General features: G+C 50.2%; 14 protein-coding genes. All 14 read left to right on the top strand.

The genetic code is table 11. The annotated features are described in order from the left end of the window. Positions 1-26 precede the first annotated feature (26 nt). The 14 genes from rsmH (at position 27) to lpxC (ending at position 16,528) form a co-directional block, all read left to right on the top strand. A complete protein-coding gene (rsmH, locus tag AC5YBZ_RS15745; RefSeq protein ID WP_494520736.1) occupies positions 27-968 on the top strand; it encodes a 16S rRNA (cytosine(1402)-N(4))-methyltransferase RsmH in 942 nt (313 codons plus the stop codon). Between the two features lie 32 nt (positions 969-1,000). Continuing rightward, complete coding sequence (gene ftsL / locus AC5YBZ_RS15740; protein ID WP_494520737.1) at positions 1,001-1,315, top strand: cell division protein FtsL; 315 nt, start codon at positions 1,001-1,003, stop codon at positions 1,313-1,315. Continuing rightward, a complete protein-coding gene (locus tag AC5YBZ_RS15735) occupies positions 1,312-3,048 on the top strand; it encodes a peptidoglycan D,D-transpeptidase FtsI family protein (RefSeq protein WP_494524012.1) in 1,737 nt (578 codons plus the stop codon). Before ftsL ends, AC5YBZ_RS15735 begins: the two co-directional genes overlap by 4 nt. Further along, on the top strand, positions 3,045-4,514 hold the full coding sequence (murE, locus tag AC5YBZ_RS15730) for a UDP-N-acetylmuramoyl-L-alanyl-D-glutamate--2,6-diaminopimelate ligase (RefSeq protein WP_494543734.1): 1,470 nt from the start codon (positions 3,045-3,047) through the stop codon (positions 4,512-4,514). The genes AC5YBZ_RS15735 and murE overlap by 4 nt, the downstream gene beginning before the upstream one ends. Beyond that, the gene (locus AC5YBZ_RS15725; protein WP_494520739.1) at positions 4,511-5,908 is read left to right on the top strand and encodes a UDP-N-acetylmuramoyl-tripeptide--D-alanyl-D-alanine ligase; all 1,398 of its coding nucleotides are present in this window, start codon (positions 4,511-4,513) and stop codon (positions 5,906-5,908) included. The genes murE and AC5YBZ_RS15725 overlap by 4 nt, the downstream gene beginning before the upstream one ends. Then, a complete protein-coding gene (mraY, locus tag AC5YBZ_RS15720) occupies positions 5,908-6,990 on the top strand; it encodes a phospho-N-acetylmuramoyl-pentapeptide-transferase (RefSeq protein WP_494520740.1) in 1,083 nt (360 codons plus the stop codon). Before AC5YBZ_RS15725 ends, mraY begins: the two co-directional genes overlap by 1 nt. Positions 6,991-6,996: 6 nt before the next feature. Then, on the top strand, positions 6,997-8,328 hold the full coding sequence (gene murD / locus AC5YBZ_RS15715; RefSeq protein WP_494543167.1) for a UDP-N-acetylmuramoyl-L-alanine--D-glutamate ligase: 1,332 nt from the start codon (positions 6,997-6,999) through the stop codon (positions 8,326-8,328). Beyond that, entirely contained in the window at positions 8,321-9,535 is a 1,215-nt protein-coding gene (gene ftsW / locus AC5YBZ_RS15710; protein ID WP_475515048.1) for a cell division protein FtsW, read from the top strand. Before murD ends, ftsW begins: the two co-directional genes overlap by 8 nt. After that, complete coding sequence (gene murG, locus AC5YBZ_RS15705; RefSeq protein WP_494543166.1) at positions 9,535-10,626, top strand: undecaprenyldiphospho-muramoylpentapeptide beta-N-acetylglucosaminyltransferase; 1,092 nt, start codon at positions 9,535-9,537, stop codon at positions 10,624-10,626. Before ftsW ends, murG begins: the two co-directional genes overlap by 1 nt. Next, a complete protein-coding gene (murC, locus tag AC5YBZ_RS15700; RefSeq protein ID WP_494524009.1) occupies positions 10,619-12,073 on the top strand; it encodes a UDP-N-acetylmuramate--L-alanine ligase in 1,455 nt (484 codons plus the stop codon). The genes murG and murC overlap by 8 nt, the downstream gene beginning before the upstream one ends. A gap of 146 nt (positions 12,074-12,219) precedes the next feature. After that, entirely contained in the window at positions 12,220-12,984 is a 765-nt protein-coding gene (locus AC5YBZ_RS15695; RefSeq protein ID WP_494524008.1) for a cell division protein FtsQ/DivIB, read from the top strand. Positions 12,985-12,987: 3 nt separating this feature from the next. Further along, a complete protein-coding gene (gene ftsA / locus AC5YBZ_RS15690) occupies positions 12,988-14,223 on the top strand; it encodes a cell division protein FtsA (protein ID WP_110457551.1) in 1,236 nt (411 codons plus the stop codon). A 32-nt stretch (positions 14,224-14,255) separates the two neighbouring features. Further along, positions 14,256-15,428, top strand: coding sequence for a cell division protein FtsZ (gene ftsZ, locus AC5YBZ_RS15685; RefSeq protein ID WP_494520746.1), 1,173 nt, complete (start codon positions 14,256-14,258; stop codon positions 15,426-15,428). Between the two features lie 179 nt (positions 15,429-15,607). Further along, a complete protein-coding gene (gene lpxC, locus AC5YBZ_RS15680) occupies positions 15,608-16,528 on the top strand; it encodes a UDP-3-O-acyl-N-acetylglucosamine deacetylase (protein WP_494520747.1) in 921 nt (306 codons plus the stop codon).

The following is a 16,528-nucleotide window of genomic DNA, read 5'->3' as shown; positions in this document are numbered from 1 at the left end:
ATTAACCTAATAGATAGAAGAGAGCGATGACTCAAGAATTTGCGCACTTATCAGTACTGTTAAACGAAACAGTAGCAGGCCTCAACATTAAGCCTGATGGCATCTATATTGATGGCACCTTTGGACGTGGTGGGCACTCTAGAGAAGTGCTCAAGCAGTTAGGCTCCACTGGTCGCCTCATCGCTATCGATCGCGATCCGCAGGCGATTGCCGCAGCGGAGCAGTTTGCTGATGATAAACGTTTTACTATCGTGCATGGTGGGTTTGGTCAGTTAGCGCAATATGTTAACGAGCTTAACCTCAAAGGTAAGATAGACGGCATCTTATTTGATTTTGGTGTTTCGTCTCCGCAACTTGATGATGCCGAACGTGGCTTTAGCTTTCTGCGCGATGGTCCGCTCGATATGCGCATGGATAACTCACAAGGCGAAACCGCAGCACAATGGCTAGCTCGCGCCGAAATTGAAGATATGGCTTGGGTATTTAAAACCTATGGCGAGGAGAAAAACGCCCGTCATATTGCCCGCTGCATCGCGGCCGATCGTGATAAAACCCCCTTTTTACGCACCAAAGAGTTAGCGGATTTGATCGCGCGTATCAGTAAGAGTAAAGAGCGTAACAAACACCCTGCAACTCGAGTGTTTCAAGCGATTCGTATCTACATTAACAGCGAATTAGAACAGATAGATCAAGCGCTTGAAGGCGCTTTAAGTGTGCTTGCACCACAAGGGCGCTTATCGGTCATCAGTTTTCATTCGTTAGAAGATCGTATGGTAAAGCGTTTTATTCGCCGCCACAGTCAGGGAGAGTCTGTGCCTCACGGTTTACCTATTACCGAAGCTGAAATCAATAAAACTAAATTACTCAAGCCGATAGGTAAGGCGATTAAGCCGTCAGCAGAAGAGATTGAGCGCAACGCCAGAGCCCGAAGTTCGGTATTACGCATCGCTGAGCGGCTCGATTATTAACTTCGCGTTGCGTTTTGAGATAAGGGGCGCTAGTGAGTAAAACACAGCTCAACTTGACCCGCATCGTGTTATTGGATTTATGGCATCACAAGTGGGTGCTGTTGCTCGCGGTGGCCGTGTTAGCTAATGCCGTGTTGGTGGTGTACACCAGCCATGCCAGTCGCAAATACACCAGTCAGTGGGAAGAGTTATTGCAAGAGCGTGACCGCCTCGATATTGAGTGGCGTAATTTGCTGTTAGAAGAGCAGTCGCAATCTGAGCACAGCCGTGTGACTCGTATAGCGACCAAAGAATTAGAGATGATTAGGCCCTTGCCTAACGAAGAAGTGGTGATAAGAATACCGTGAAAAAGCAGGCTAAACGTAAGCAAAAACCACAACTTATCCACTGGCGTCTATACGTCGTCGTGGCGTTTGTGTGTCTGTTGTTTACCAGCTTAGTGGGACGCGCGGCGTATATTCAGATTATTGAGCCCGAAAGACTGCGTCACGAGAGTGATATGCGCACGTTACGTACCACGAGCCGCGAAGTACATCGAGGCTTGATCACCGACCGCAACGGCGAAATGCTTGCCGTAAGTGTGCCGGTTAAGGCGGTTTATGCCGATCCTAAAGTGGTGCATGATAAAGACGGTTTTGCCGATATGCGTCGCTGGCAAGCGTTGGCCGACGTATTGCACGAACCTAAAAGCGAGATTCTGGCGCGGGTGCAATCAAACCCTAAGCGACGCTTTACCTACCTTAAGCGCCAAGTCACGCCCGCCGTTGCCGATTACATTAAGCAGCTTAAGTTACCCGGCGTGTACCTAAAAGCCGAGTCACGGCGCTACTATCCAACCAGTGAAATTTCGGCGCAGCTGGTGGGGCTGACCAATATTGATGATATCGGTATTGAAGGCATTGAAAATACCTATAACGACTGGCTGACGGGCACGCCGACTAAGCAACAGGTACGTAAGTCTCGCGATGGTCATGTGGTTGAACGGTTAGACATGGTGCAAGCGGGTGAAAACTCTAATGATTTAGTGCTCAGTATCGATCAGCGCATTCAGCAGTTAGCCTACCGCGAGATTAAGCGTACCACGGAAATTAACCAAGCCACGTCTGCATCGATTGTGGTGCTCGATGTGCATACCGGTGAAGTGCTAGCGATGGCGAATACACCCTCTTACAACCCTAACTCTCGCGAAAATTTGCAGAGTTACCGCATGCGTAATCGTGCCCTTACTGATGCCTATGAACCGGGCTCAACCATTAAGCCGTTTGTGGTCGCGGCGGCATTGGAAGCGGGCACCATTGAAGCCAATCAGATTTTTAAGACTCATCCGGGGCGCATTCGCATCGGCGGCAAAATTGTGCGTGATGGACGTAACTACGGTGACATGAGCCTTGCCGATGTATTGGTGCATTCAAGCAACGTGGGCATGACCCAAATTGCGCTCTCTATGCCGGTGCAAGAGCTATTAGGTTATTACCAAGCGATGGGGCTGGGCAGCTATTCAGGCATTAACCTTCCGGGTGAAAGCGCCGGGCTCATTCATGATCGCCGCCGCTGGTCTGATTTTGAACGTGCGACCCTCTCTTTTGGTTATGCCTTAACAGTAACGCCGCTGCAGATAGCCAGAATGTACGCCATGCTCGGCAGTGGTGGCATCTTGTATCCTTCATCCATTCTTAAATTAAATCAGCCACCTGAAGGGCAGCGCGTGGTATCGACCGAGGTGGCCGAAAACGTAATGCAGATGCTGATCGGGGTGACCGAGCCCGGTGGCACCGCCAAGAAAGCCCATATTGATGGTTACCCGGTTGCGGGTAAAACGGGCACAGCACGTAAGGCGGTAGCTGGTGGCTATGGTGACGACTACGTGGCGTTATTCGCTGGTGTGGCTCCGGTACATAATCCTAAGTTGGCGATTGTCGTCGTGGTCAACGAACCCAAAGGCGATCGTTATTATGGCGGTGATATTGCAGCTCCAGTGTTTGCCAAAGTGATGTCAGGGGCGTTACAGATGTTGAATGTTGAGCCTATTAGTGCTCCAGAAAAAGTGAGATTAGCCGGTAATGTTAGGAGAGGTGAATAATGTTACTGCGTGATGTACTGGCGCCCTGGTTTCATTATGCGGGCCCAGAAGCGATGACACATTTAAGTTTAGATAGCCGCGATATTTCGCCTGGCTGTGTCTTCATTGCCGTGCCTGGCCACCAGGTCGATGGTCGGCAATATATTGCAACCGCCTTTGCAAATGGTGCGAATGCCGCCATTGTGCATACCGACTCGCCAGAGTTGCATGGGCAAGTGAGCCATGAAGGTGGCTTACAGATTTTTTTCTTTCAGCTATCACGTCAGTTGTCAGCCTTATCGGCGCAAGTTTATCACTTGGGCGTCGAGCGTTGTAAAATCATCGGCGTGACTGGCACTAACGGCAAAACGTCGGTTACCCAATTAATTGCCCAGTTGTGTGAGAGCATGGCATGTCGCAGTGCGGTTATGGGCACCCTAGGTAATGGGATTTGGGGGCAGTTAGTCGATAGCGGTAATACCACTGCCGATCCTATTACTGTGATGCGTCAGCTGCATGAGTTTAATCACCAAGGCGCGCAGGTGTGTGCCATGGAAGTATCGAGTCATGGGCTGGTACAGGGGCGTGTCGATGCGGTGCCCTTTGATGTGGCGATATTTACTAATTTAAGCCGTGATCACCTCGATTATCACGGCACGATGGACGCCTATGGCGCTGCAAAGCAGCGGTTATTTCGTTTTGCCTCCTTGTCTCATGGGCTACTTAATATCGACGATCCTGTTGGTGAGCAGTGGCTCGATGATAGCCATGGCCAACCCCTTGTCGGTTACAGCGTTAACGCTCATCCTCGTGCTGCCATTTACACCACAGAGGTAAAGCAACATGCTAATGGCGTCAGTGCCACATTAGTTTGGCCAGAGGGACAAGCCCAAGTGGATAGCCCATTATTGGGCATATTTAACCTGGCCAATTTGGTCGCCGCATTAGGAGCTTTGTATCTGTGTGGTTACTCCATGACAGAGCTGCTTAAGCATGTGGCAAGGTTACAACCTGTCGCTGGGCGCATGGAGCGTTTTACGACCCAAAATGGCGTGACGTTAGTGGTGGATTATGCCCACACGCCAGATGCACTCGCCCAAGCATTAACGGCGCTTAGAGGCCATTGTCAAGGGCAGCTGTGGTGTTTGTTTGGCTGTGGTGGCGATAGGGATAAAGGCAAACGCCCATTGATGGCACGAGCTGGCGAGGCGCATGCCGATCGTCTAATGGTCACCAGTGATAATGCCCGTAGCGAAATTCCCGAAGCTATTATTGCCGATATTATCGCCGGACTTGCTCAACCTGAGATGGCGCTGACAAGTGTTGACCGTCAGCAAGCGATTGAGCAAGTGGTGGCCAATGCAGCCCCAGGCGATCTAATTTTACTGGCAGGTAAAGGCCATGAGGCTTATCAAGAGATAGCTGGGCGCCGTATCGATTATGATGAACGCGCCTTAGCGGCCGCGATTGCTGGGAGAGCCGTATGATCCCCTTAACCTTAACGCAGTTAGCCACTCAACTCGGTGGCAGATTAGTCGGTGATGACTTAACGGTAAGCAAAGTGGCTAGCGATAGCCGCGCCGTCGATGCGCAGACCTTATTTGTCGCCCTAAAAGGGGAGCGTTTCGACGGCCATGACTTTGCCGCCACAGCGGTTGATAACGGAGCCGTGGCCTTGTTAGTCGAGCGTGTGTTGCCATTACCCGTACCGCAGTTGGTCGTAGGCAATAGTCAGCTGGCGATGGGCCAAATAGGTGCCTTTGTAAAACAACAAGTTGCGCCTAAGTCGCTGGCGCTGACCGGCTCTAATGGCAAGACCAGTGTTAAAGAGATGGTCGCGACGATTTTGTCTCAGCGGCATCAGGTACTTTACACCGCGGGTAACTTCAATAATGAGATTGGCGTGCCCTTAACCCTGCTGCGTGTAGAGCCGCAACATCAATTTGGCGTGTTCGAATTAGGCGCTAATCATATCGGCGAGATTAATTACACTTCATCTTTAGTGCAACCGGATGTGGCTCTGGTTAATAATGTCGCCTCGGCGCACCTAGAGGGTTTTGGTTCACTGGACGGTGTGGCTAAGGCCAAGTCTGAAATTTTCAACCATCTGGCAAAAGCAGGCGTTGCGGTGATCAATGCCGATGACGCTTTTGCCGATGTGATGCATGCTGCGGCCGCAGGCATTGCACAGCTGACCTTTTCGATACAAGAGAGCACTGAAGCTGAGCCAGAGCTTGCTAAGCGGGCCGATGTCGTCGCTTGCGACTTACAGGCCGATGTAGTGGGACGCTATCGCTTTAACCTGCACTATCAGCAGCAGTGCTATCCGGTGAGTTTGCCGTTGTCGGGGCGCCATCAGGTGAGTAATGCCTTAGCAGCCACCGCATGTTGTTTAGCCTTAGGGCTGTCGCTGCACGAGATTGTCGATGGCTTACACAAATTGATGCCGGTAAAAGGCCGTATGTTGCCCACACAGCTGGGACGAATTTTGTTAGTCGATGACAGTTACAACGCCAATCCTGCCTCGGTAGGGGCGGCAATTGACTGGCTTCAAGAAATTAACGGAAATCGCTGTTTAGTGCTGGGCGATTTAGGCGAATTAGGTGACAATGCGTCCCTTTTACATTGGCAGCTCGGTGAAAAGGCCAAGTTGCAAGGGATCGATGCCCTGTTCTCACTCGGAGAGCTTAGCCGAAACAGCAGTGACGCATTTTCGGGGCAACACTTTACCCATTTAGATGAGTTAGTAGTCGATTTAATTAATTATTTTAACCAGTTAGATGGAGATGTGACTGTGTTAGTCAAAGGCTCTCGCAGTGCCAAAATGGAGCGCGTGGTCGAAGCCCTAATTGCCGCCTTCGAGCGCAAGGAGTTGTGTTAATGCTGGTTTATCTGGCTGAGTATTTAACCCAGTATTATTCAGGGTTTAACGTTTTTTCTTATGTGACATTTAGGGCGATCCTTGGTCTGTTAACTGCCATGCTATTTAGCCTGTGGTGGGGGCCTAAGATGATTGAACGTTTGCAGTTATTGCAAATTGGCCAAGTGGTGCGTAACGATGGCCCTGAATCACACTTTAGTAAGCGCGGAACCCCTACCATGGGGGGATTGCTGATCTTAGCCGGCGTGTTTATTAGTGTGCTGCTGTGGGGAGATTTGGGCAGCCGTTATGTGTGGGTGATGTTGTTTGTACTGGCGGCTTTTGGTCTGATTGGTTTTATTGATGACTACCGTAAGGTGGTGCGTAAAGATACCAAGGGCTTGATTGCTCGCTGGAAGTATATCTTGCAATCATTAGCAGCACTGGCCATCGCTTTTTACTTGTACGCTTCGGCGCAAACTGTGGGCGAAACCCAGTTGGTGGTCCCGTTCTTTAAAGATGTGATGCCGCAGTTGGGTGGGCTCTTTATCGTCTTGGCTTACTTCACCATTGTCGGGTCAAGTAACGCGGTTAACTTGACCGACGGTCTCGATGGCTTGGCGATTATGCCAACGGTGATGGTGGCGGCGGCGTTTGCTCTGATTGCCTATCTTTCAGGGCACGTGCAGTTTGCTAGCTATTTACACATTCCCTATCTGCCAGGTTCAGGTGAGTTGGTGATTGTCTGCACCGCAATTGTGGGCGCAGGCTTGGGTTTCTTGTGGTTTAACACTTACCCAGCACAAGTCTTTATGGGCGATGTGGGCTCTTTGTCATTAGGCGCGGCGCTCGGAACCATAGCCGTGCTAGTACGCCAAGAGATTTTACTGGTGATCATGGGCGGCGTATTTGTAATGGAAACCGTGTCGGTCATCTTGCAGGTGGGATCATACAAGCTGCGCGGCCAACGCATTTTTAGAATGGCACCCATCCATCACCACTACGAATTAAAAGGCTGGCCAGAACCACGGGTGATTGTTCGTTTCTGGATTATTTCACTGTTTTTAGTGTTGCTAGGCTTAGCAACCTTAAAGTTAAGGTAAACACTCATGACGAGTAGTTATACGCACATAGTATTAGGACTGGGAGCCACAGGGCTGTCGGTGGTGCGTTATTTAACGAAACAAGGGATCACGCCACTGGTGATGGACAGCCGCGAGCATCCGCCTGGCCGTGAAGCTCTGAGCTGTGATTTCCCGCAGGTCGAGTTGCTTACCGGTGGATTTGATTGCCGCTATTTAGTGCAAGCGAGCCAAATTGTGATTAGTCCAGGCATCCCGCTCGATACCCCGGAAATTAGGGTTGCTATCGATATGGGGATTGATGTGGTCGGTGATGTGGAGCTGTTTGCTCGTGCGATAGCCGATCGCTCAGCCTGCGTGATTGGTATCACTGGCTCAAACGGCAAGTCAACCGTCACGACATTGGTGGGAGAGATGGCCGCGAGTGCTGGGCTTGATTATGTGCTGGGCGGCAATATTGGTGTGCCGGTCTTAGATCTGCTTGACCAGCAATCTGCCTTGTACGTGCTGGAGCTGTCTAGTTTCCAATTAGAGACCACGCACAGCCTTAAATGTATTAGCGCAACATGTCTCAATATCAGTGAAGATCATATGGATCGCTACGCCGATTTAGAGGCGTATCGTCAGGCCAAGCTGAGTCTATATGGTCAGGCTAAATTGGTGATTGTGAATCGCGATGACGCTCAAACCATGCCTGGCGAGCCAATGAACCTGCAAAGCTTTGGTTTATCGGCACCTAAAGGTGATGAATGGGGCATTGAACATGGCATGTTGGTGCATGGCACCACAGCATATGTGGCTGTAAGCGAGCTTGCCCTTGTCGGTAGCCACAACCACGCTAACTTGTTAGCCGCGATGGCGCTGGCAGACAGTGCCGGTATTCCTAAGGCGGCTATGGTGCAAGTGGCGCAGCAGTTTACCGGATTACCTCACCGTTGTGAGTTAGTGACTAAACGCAATGGCGTGATGTTTGTTAATGACTCTAAGGCGACCAATGTGGGCGCTACCCTGGCGGCATTACAAGGATTGGCTAGCCATGCAGGCGAGATAGTCCTTATCGCAGGTGGTGACGATAAAGGCGCAGACTTTTCGCCGCTTAAAGATGCACTGCAGGGCGTCAGCCAGCTAATCACCTTAGGCAAAGATGGCGATAATATTGCGGCATTGTTTGACGGCGCAATAAAGGTCGACTCTATGGCCGCAGCGGTTGAGCAAGCGGCTCGCTTAGCGAACGATGGCGACATAGTGCTGCTATCACCGGCGTGCGCTAGCCTCGACATGTATCGTAACTTTATGGAACGTGGCGACGATTTTCGTGCGCAAGTCATTGCGCTCGATACCGAGGCTGGGCATGCGTAGCCATGAGCGCCAACTCAACCTATTTGGAAGCGGCCTTCATTGGTCGCTACCTAATCTGTTTAGTCAGCGTGATGCGCCGGGCATGCAGCTATACGATCGCTCGTTACTGTTTGCCATTATCGGTTTAATTTGTTTCGGTTTTATTATGGTGATGTCGGCTTCTATGCCAGAGGCACAGACATTAACCGGTAATCCATTTCATTTTGTGTGGCGTCATGTCGCCTATATCTGCGGGTGTGTGATTATCGCCGCCGCGGTATTGCGAGTTGAGATGTACCGTTGGCAACAGTTTAGTCCGATATTATTGTTGTTGGTTGGCATTATGTTGGTCTTGGTGCCCCTTATCGGTACCACGGTTAATGGTGCCACACGCTGGTTAGCCGTTGGGCCGGTGCGCATTCAGGTGGCTGAGCTCGCTAAGTTTGCCTTTGCGATCTACATGGCGGGGTATTTGGTCAGGCGACATCAAGAGGTGCGTGAGAACGCTAAAGGCTTCTATAAACCGATCGCAGTATTTGCGCTTTATGCCTTCTTGATCTTACTGCAACCGGACTTAGGTACTGTGGTGGTGCTGTTTGTGGGCACGGTCGGGTTATTGTTTTTAGCCGGGGCGAGATTGCTCGACTTCTTTGCGTTGATCTTAACCGGTGCGGTGGCATTTGTTGTCTTGGTGATGTTAGAGCCTTATCGGATGGCACGAGTCACTTCGTTTAGGGATCCCTGGCAGGACCCTTTTGGTAGCGGCTACCAATTGACGCAATCGTTAATGGCTTATGGTCGTGGCGACTGGTTTGGTCAAGGATTGGGTAACAGTATTCAAAAGTTGGAATACCTCCCCGAGGCTCATACCGACTTTATTTTTGCGGTGATTGGGGAAGAGTTGGGTTTTGTCGGCATCATTTTTGTGTTGTCGGCTTTATTATTTGTGGCGCTTCGGGCGATTAAGCTGGGCAATTTATGCTTACTCAGAGACAGGGCTTTTGAAGGCTATTTAGCCTATTCAATTGGCATCTGGTTTTGCTTTCAAACCGTGGTTAATGTGGGGGCTAGCATTGGCATGTTGCCGACAAAAGGGTTAACTCTGCCTTTTATTAGCTATGGCGGCAGTAGCCTTTGGGTGATGACCGCGGCCGCGATGATATTAATTAGAATTGACCATGAACGGCGATTAAGCCTGATACAGGCAGTGCAAGGCAAGGTGAAATAATGGTCTTACAAAAACGTATTTTGATCATGGCTGGCGGCACGGGAGGGCATGTATTCCCGGCGTTAGCGGTGGCCAAGCATTTAGCCAAACGAGGCTGGCAGGTGCGTTGGTTGGGCACCGCAGAGCGGATGGAGGCGCGCCTTGTGCCTCAGCATGGCTTTGATATCGACTTTATCGATATCAAGGGGGTGCGTGGTAATGGTGTGCTGCGTAAGTTGGCGGCGCCGTTTAAAATTGTGCGCTCAATTATGCAAGCCCGTGAGGTGATTAACGAATTTAAGCCTGATGTGGTATTAGGCATGGGCGGTTTTGCCAGTGGTCCTGGTGGCATAGCCGCAAGGCTTAGTGGTATTCCGCTGGTGTTGCATGAGCAAAATGCAATTCCCGGCATGACCAATAAACTGTTGTCGCGTATCGCCAGCCGTGTGCTGTGTGCTTTCTATAACACCTTTGAGAGTGGCGCCGAAGTGGTGGGTAACCCCATACGCCGCGAGCTGATTAACTTAGGCCAGCGCCGCGCAGTCAGCACCGATGACGCCTTGCGTGTGTTAGTGGTGGGCGGCAGTTTGGGCGCTAAGGTCTTTAACGACTTAATGCCGGCAGTGGTGGCTGAGGTGAGTCAGCATCATTCGATCACTGTGTGGCATCAGGTGGGCAAAGGCAACCTGGCGAGTGTTGAAAACGACTATTTACAACGTGGCCAGTCAGGCATAGTCAAAGTGGCTGAATTTATAGATGATATGGAAGCTGCGTATCGCTGGGCCGATGTGGTGTTGTGCCGCGCTGGCGCGCTGACGGTGTCAGAAGTGGCGGCGGTTGGCTTACCGAGTATGTTGGTGCCTTATCCCCATGCGGTAGATGATCATCAAACCAAAAATGCTCAAGTATTAGTTGAGGCAGGCGGCGCCTTTTTATTGCCGCAAGCCGTATTAGATAGTGACAAATTGATCAGTAAACTGCAGATGCTGGCGAGTGATCGCAACGCCCTGAGAGAGATGGGCGAATTGGCGAGAAGTGTCGCAGTGTTAGATGCAACAGAGCGAGTGGCGGCCGTGTGCACCGCGCTGGCAAATAAGGATTCAGATGAGTAAAACCGAAGAAAAATACGCCCCTTTAAGAAGCATTATCCCTGAGATGCGCCGGGTTAAACAGATCTATTTTGTTGGCATCGGTGGTGCGGGTATGGGGGGTATTGCCGAAGTGTTGCTCAATGAGGGCTACCGTCTAAGTGGATCGGATATCGCCGATAATGCTGTGACCACTCGTTTACGTCGTTTAGGCGCCACTGTATATATCGGCCATAAGGCTGCACAAGTGCAAGGCGCCGATGTGGTAGTGGTGTCCACCGCGATTGATGCCACTAATCCTGAAATTTTGGCGGCTAAAGATCTGCGCATTCCCATTGTTCGCCGGGCAGAAATGCTGGCCGAATTGATGCGCTATCGTCACGGCATTGCCGTTGCCGGTACTCATGGTAAAACCACCACCACCAGTTTAATTGCCAGTATTTATGGTCAGGCTGAGCGCGATCCTACTTTCGTCATTGGCGGTTTGCTTAATAGCGCCGGCACCAATGCACGTTTAGGTAAGAGCCGTTATTTGATAGCCGAAGCGGACGAGAGTGATGCGAGCTTCCTGCACCTGCAACCTATGGTGAGTGTGATCACCAATATTGAAGCCGATCACATGGACACCTATGGCGGTGATTTTGAGAAGCTCAAAGCCACCTTTATCGACTTTTTGCACAATCTGCCTTTTTACGGGGTGGCGGTGGCCTGTATTGACGACCCAGTGGTAAGAGAGTTGTTGCCTCGCATCAGTCGCAAGGTGGTGACTTACGGCTTTAGCGAAGATGCCGATGTGCAGGCGCTCAATTTTGTACAGCAAGGTTATCGTTGTAGCTTTACCGTGCGCCGTGAGGCGATGGCCGATCTGGACTTAAGCGTTAACTTACCTGGGCAACACAATGTGCTTAATGCCTTGGCGGCTATTGCCGTGGCAACCGAAGATGAAATTGAAGATGATGCCATTGTTAAAGCCTTGGCTGAATTTCAGGGTATTGGCCGTCGTTTTCAGCAGTTGGGTGAATTTAACACTCAAGCGGGTAGCGTGATGTTAGTCGATGACTATGGGCATCACCCCAGTGAAGTCGCGGCAACCATTAGGGCGGCTCGCTCTGGCTGGCCGGATAAGCGTCTGGTGATGCTGTATCAGCCCCATCGTTACAGCCGTACTCGCGATTTGTATGATGATTTTGTCGATGTGCTGGCTCAGGTCGACTGCTTGTTGTTACTCGATGTATATAGCGCTGGTGAAGCACCAGTGCCGGGCGCCGATAGTCGTGCCTTGTGTCGCTCAATTCGTCAACGTGGGCAACTTGACCCTATTTTTGTCGCCGATCCACAGCAATTAGAAACGATTTTACCTGGGGTGTTACAAGAGGGTGACCTATTACTGACTCAAGGTGCTGGCAACATTGGGGCAATTAGCCGCCAATTGGCCGATGCCAATTTGTTATTTGAACCTGTGGAAGTGTGACGGTCTTACCAAGGTTAAGGTAGGCCGAGGATGAAGCTTTTGACGCTATGGTTGAGGTCGTTATAATGCCAGGTTATTTAATAAGTTACACGTGTAGTTGTGTGGTTGTTTTTCATCCTAAATCAAGTGCGTTAGGGCGGTAATTCGTGTCCTGGAACGAACGGTTTAAACGTGGGCGAGAGCGACTATTACAGGTCGATTGGTATCTGTGCCTTGGATTGATCTTTCTGTTTCTGGTATTCAGTGCGCTGCTTATGGGAGCGTGGAAGTTAAACCTAGTGCTCAACGATGCCGATGCCTTGCCTATTGAGGCGGTGGCGGTAAAGGGCGATAGACAATTTACCAGTGACGCAGAGATCCAAGCGGCACTGAAAGATTTGATGCAGCGTAGTTTTTTTTCGGCTGACGTGAATCAGGTACAAGAGGCACTAGAAAGTTTGCCTTGGGTGTATCAAGCGTCGGTGCGACGTGAGTGGCCGGCAAAGCTTAAGGTCTATCTGGTAGAGCAAAAAGCTGTTGCCCATTGGAATGAAGTCGATTGGGTTAATGAGCAAGGGCAAGTATTTGAGGCACCAATGAAACCTGGAATAGATGAATTACCGAGTTTAGTTGGCCCAAACGATCAGGCGATGTCGGTGTTAACCCACTATCGCCAGATCGGTGAGTTACTCACCATAAATGGATTTAAATTAACCCATTTAGAGTTGAGTCCTCGACATGCATGGCTGGGTGTTTTAGACAGCGGCATAGAGTTAAATTTAGGACGAGAAGATAAAATGGCACGGGTTCAACGGTTTATCGATGTGTACCCCACATTGGTTGCGCAAGGCAAACCTGTCGCCAGAGTGGATTTGCGCTACGATACCGGGTTGGCCGTAGGTTGGGATAATGCACAAGATGAGAGCCATTAAGTAATGACCAAGAATCAAGATAGAAATCTGATCGTTGGATTGGACATAGGGACATCGAAGGTCGCAGTGATCATTGGCGAGGTGTTACCTGATGGAGAGATCAGTGTCGTTGGCTTAGGCAGTCATCCTTCTCGCGGCATGGATAAAGGCGGTGTTAACGATCTCGACTCTGTGGTGCGCAGTGTTCAACGTGCATTGGATCAGGCCGAGTTGATGGCCGACTGCCAAGTGGCCTCGGTCTATTTAGGCATTTCGGGTAAGCATATCCAATGCCAAAACGAAAATGGCATGGTCTCGATTAACGACGAAGAAGTCACTCAAGAAGATGTCGATAACGTTATCCACACTGCTCGTTCGGTTAAGATCCCAACTGAGCGCCGTATTTTGCATGTGTTGCCGCAAGAATATGCGATTGATGTGCAAGATGGTATTAAGAGCCCTATCGGTATGTCGGGCATGCGTATGGAAGCCAAGGTGCATATCGTTACTTGTGCTAACGACATGGCTAAAAATATCACTAAGAGTGTCGAGCGTTGCGGGTTAAAGGTTGATGATCTGGTGTTTTCTGCCATTGCTTCGGCGGATTCGGTATTAACTGACGACGAGAAAGATTTAGGTGTATGTCTGGTCGATATGGGCGGCGGTACAACCGATATCACTATCTATACCAATGGCGCGCTACGTCATTGTGCCGTAGTACCAGTGGCAGGTAATCAAGTGACTAATGATATTGCCAAAATATTCCGTACGCCTTTGTCTCATGCTGAGCAGATAAAGGTGCAGTATGCCAGTGCGCGTAGTTCCATGGTCAGCCGTGAAGACAGTATCGAAGTGCCATCGGTCGGTGGGCGTCCGTCGCGTACTATGTCGCGCCACACCTTGGCTGAAGTGGTCGAGCCTAGATACCAAGAGCTGTTTGAATTAGTCCGTAAAGAATTACGAGACTGCGGCATGGAAGATCAAGTCGCCGCGGGCATTGTATTGACAGGCGGCACGGCATCGATTGAAGGTGCGGTAGATGTGGCAGAAGCCACCTTTGGTATGCCAGTGCGTGTAGCTGAGCCATTAGCGGTAAAAGGCTTATTTGAATATGTAAACCAACCCATCTACTCCACGGGAGTTGGGTTGTTGCATTACGGCGCAAGAAGGGTGATCGAACGTCAGTTTGAGCGCCCAGAGCGTCAAGGGGTCACCAGTCTTTGGAATCGAGTCCAGAGCTGGTTTAAGGGCGAGTTTTAATTTAATAACGCAGACTAAACGGAGATAATACCATGTTTGAGATCATGGATAGTCATTCAGACGAGGCGGTGATTAAAGTTATCGGCGTCGGTGGAGGTGGCGGCAACGCTGTCGAACATATGGTCAAGCACAACATCGAAGGTGTTGAGTTTGTTGCCACAAATACAGATGCTCAGGCGTTACGTAAGTCTGCGGCTGGCACAACGATCCAACTGGGTCGTGATGTTACTAAAGGGCTCGGCGCCGGGGCAAACCCTGAAATCGGTCGTTTAGCGGCAGAAGAAGATAGAGAAAATATCCGCAATGCAATTAAAGGCTCAGATATGATCTTTATTGCAGCAGGTATGGGCGGTGGTACAGGTACTGGCGCTGCGCCAGTGGTTGCCGAGATCGCCCGTGAAGAGGGCATTCTCACCGTTGCAGTGGTGACTAAGCCGTTTCCTTTCGAAGGTAAAAAGCGCATGGCTTATGCGGACCAAGGTATCGAACTGCTCGCGAAGCATGTTGACTCTTTGATCACGATTCCCAACGAGAAGCTGCTTAAAGTATTAGGCCGTGGCACCTCTTTACTCGACGCATTCGCCGCCGCAAACAACGTATTGCTTGGTGCGGTGCAAGGTATTGCCGAGCTTATCACTCGCCCAGGTCTTATCAACGTGGATTTCGCGGATGTGAAAACCGTCATGTCAGAGATGGGTAATGCCATGATGGGGACTGGCGTGGCCAGTGGCGAAGACCGTGCAGAAGAAGCGGCCGAAGCTGCTGTAGCCAGTCCGCTGCTAGAAGATATCGATCTTGCTGGTGCGCGTGGTGTATTGGTTAACATCACCGCCGGTATGGACATGAGCATCGAAGAGTTCGAAACCGTGGGTAACCATGTTAAGGCTTATGCATCTGACAACGCGACTGTGGTAGTGGGCGCGGTTATCGACCCAGAAATGAGCGATGAGCTACGTGTAACGGTTGTTGCAACAGGTATTGGCGCCGAGAAAAAGCCTGACATTCAGTTGGTGTCTAAGCCTGCTCCACGTCAAGAGCAAGTGGCTGCCACCGAGGTTAAGGTTGAGTTACCTGTTGAAGAGGCGATGCAACCTATGGTCGGTGGTAATGTCATGCCGGTGCACAAAGTTGAGCCGACAATTCAGCCTAAAAACGATCTTGATTACTTAGATATTCCGGCGTTTTTGCGCAAGCAAGCTGATTAATCGGCTGTGTATAGCAGGGTGGATTGCGGTTATTATCAAGATAACTGGTGAGTTGATTTAACCAGTATATTTTGGTGAAATGGCAAACATATGCTAGCATGTCCGACCTGCTGCGCTTATGCGCGCTGTTTTGTTGTGCAAAAATACATTGCTTTGGTTGAGATATAACGGGTAACTACATGATTTTTCAAAGAACTGTTAAAGAGATGGTTAAAACCACCGGTGTCGGATTGCATTCCGGTAATAAGGTGACTTTGACGATCAAGCCCGCACCAGTCAATACCGGAATCGTCTTGGTACGTACCGACTTAACCCCGAACGTTGCGATAGCAGCCAAGGCGGATCAAGTGCGTGAAACGACCATGTGTACTGCGCTGGTCAATGATGATGGTGTTCGTATTTCAACGATAGAGCATCTGTTTGCCGCATTAGCGGGACTTGGGATCGACAACGCTATCATTGAAGTCGATGCGCCCGAGATTCCGATCATGGATGGCAGTGCCAGTCCATGGGTTTTCCTGCTGCAATCAGTAGGAATACAAGAACAGACAGCAGCAAAGAAATATTTAAGGATCAAGCGTCCCATACGTGTTGAAGATGGTGATAAGTGGGCCGAGTTACGTCCATATAAAGGTTTTAGAGTCGATTTTGCTATCGATTTTGATCACCCTGAAATCGCCAGAAGTCAGCAACATATGGTGATGGATTTTTCTTCATCAGCTTTCGTTCGTGATATTAGTCGTGCAAGAACCTTTGGGTTTATGCGTGATATTGAATATCTGCGGGCGAACAACCTAGCATTAGGTGGCAGTATGGAGAACGCCGTTGTGCTTGATGAATATCGCGTCCTCAACCCCGATGGTCTGCGTTATGAGGATGAGTTTGTTAAGCACAAGATACTCGATGCGTTTGGCGATCTCTATGTAGCCGGTCATGCGATTGTGGGTGAGTTTTGCGCCTACAAGACAGGCCATGCACTTAACAATCAATTAGTGCGTGCGCTGCTGGCTGAACAAGATGCTTGGGAGCTTGTGAGTTTCGAGAAAGAAGAAGAGGCTCCTGTGAGCTTTGCGGTGCCAAGCGGCGCCACCTTCGCCTAA

It is taken from the genome of Shewanella sp. 553 (assembly GCF_059338375.1).
Note: the sequence above shows the minus strand (reverse complement) of the source record. Positions and strands in the feature narration are given on the sequence as shown.

Bases quoted from the DNA above. Each gene is read 5' to 3' on its own strand.
- ftsA (WP_110457551.1), top strand. From the start codon at position 12,988: ATGACCAAGAATCAAGATAGAAATCTGATCGTTGGATTGGACATAGGG.
- ftsW (WP_475515048.1), top strand. From the start codon at position 8,321: ATGCGTAGCCATGAGCGCCAACTCAACCTATTTGGAAGCGGCCTTCAT.
- rsmH (WP_494520736.1), top strand. From the start codon at position 27: ATGACTCAAGAATTTGCGCACTTATCAGTACTGTTAAACGAAACAGTA.
- murC (WP_494524009.1), top strand. From the start codon at position 10,619: ATGAGTAAAACCGAAGAAAAATACGCCCCTTTAAGAAGCATTATCCCT.
- AC5YBZ_RS15725 (WP_494520739.1), top strand. From the start codon at position 4,511: ATGATCCCCTTAACCTTAACGCAGTTAGCCACTCAACTCGGTGGCAGA.
- lpxC (WP_494520747.1), top strand. From the start codon at position 15,608: ATGATTTTTCAAAGAACTGTTAAAGAGATGGTTAAAACCACCGGTGTC.
- ftsZ (WP_494520746.1), top strand. From the start codon at position 14,256: ATGTTTGAGATCATGGATAGTCATTCAGACGAGGCGGTGATTAAAGTT.
- murD (WP_494543167.1), top strand. From the start codon at position 6,997: ATGACGAGTAGTTATACGCACATAGTATTAGGACTGGGAGCCACAGGG.
- murG (WP_494543166.1), top strand. From the start codon at position 9,535: ATGGTCTTACAAAAACGTATTTTGATCATGGCTGGCGGCACGGGAGGG.
- mraY (WP_494520740.1), top strand. From the start codon at position 5,908: ATGCTGGTTTATCTGGCTGAGTATTTAACCCAGTATTATTCAGGGTTT.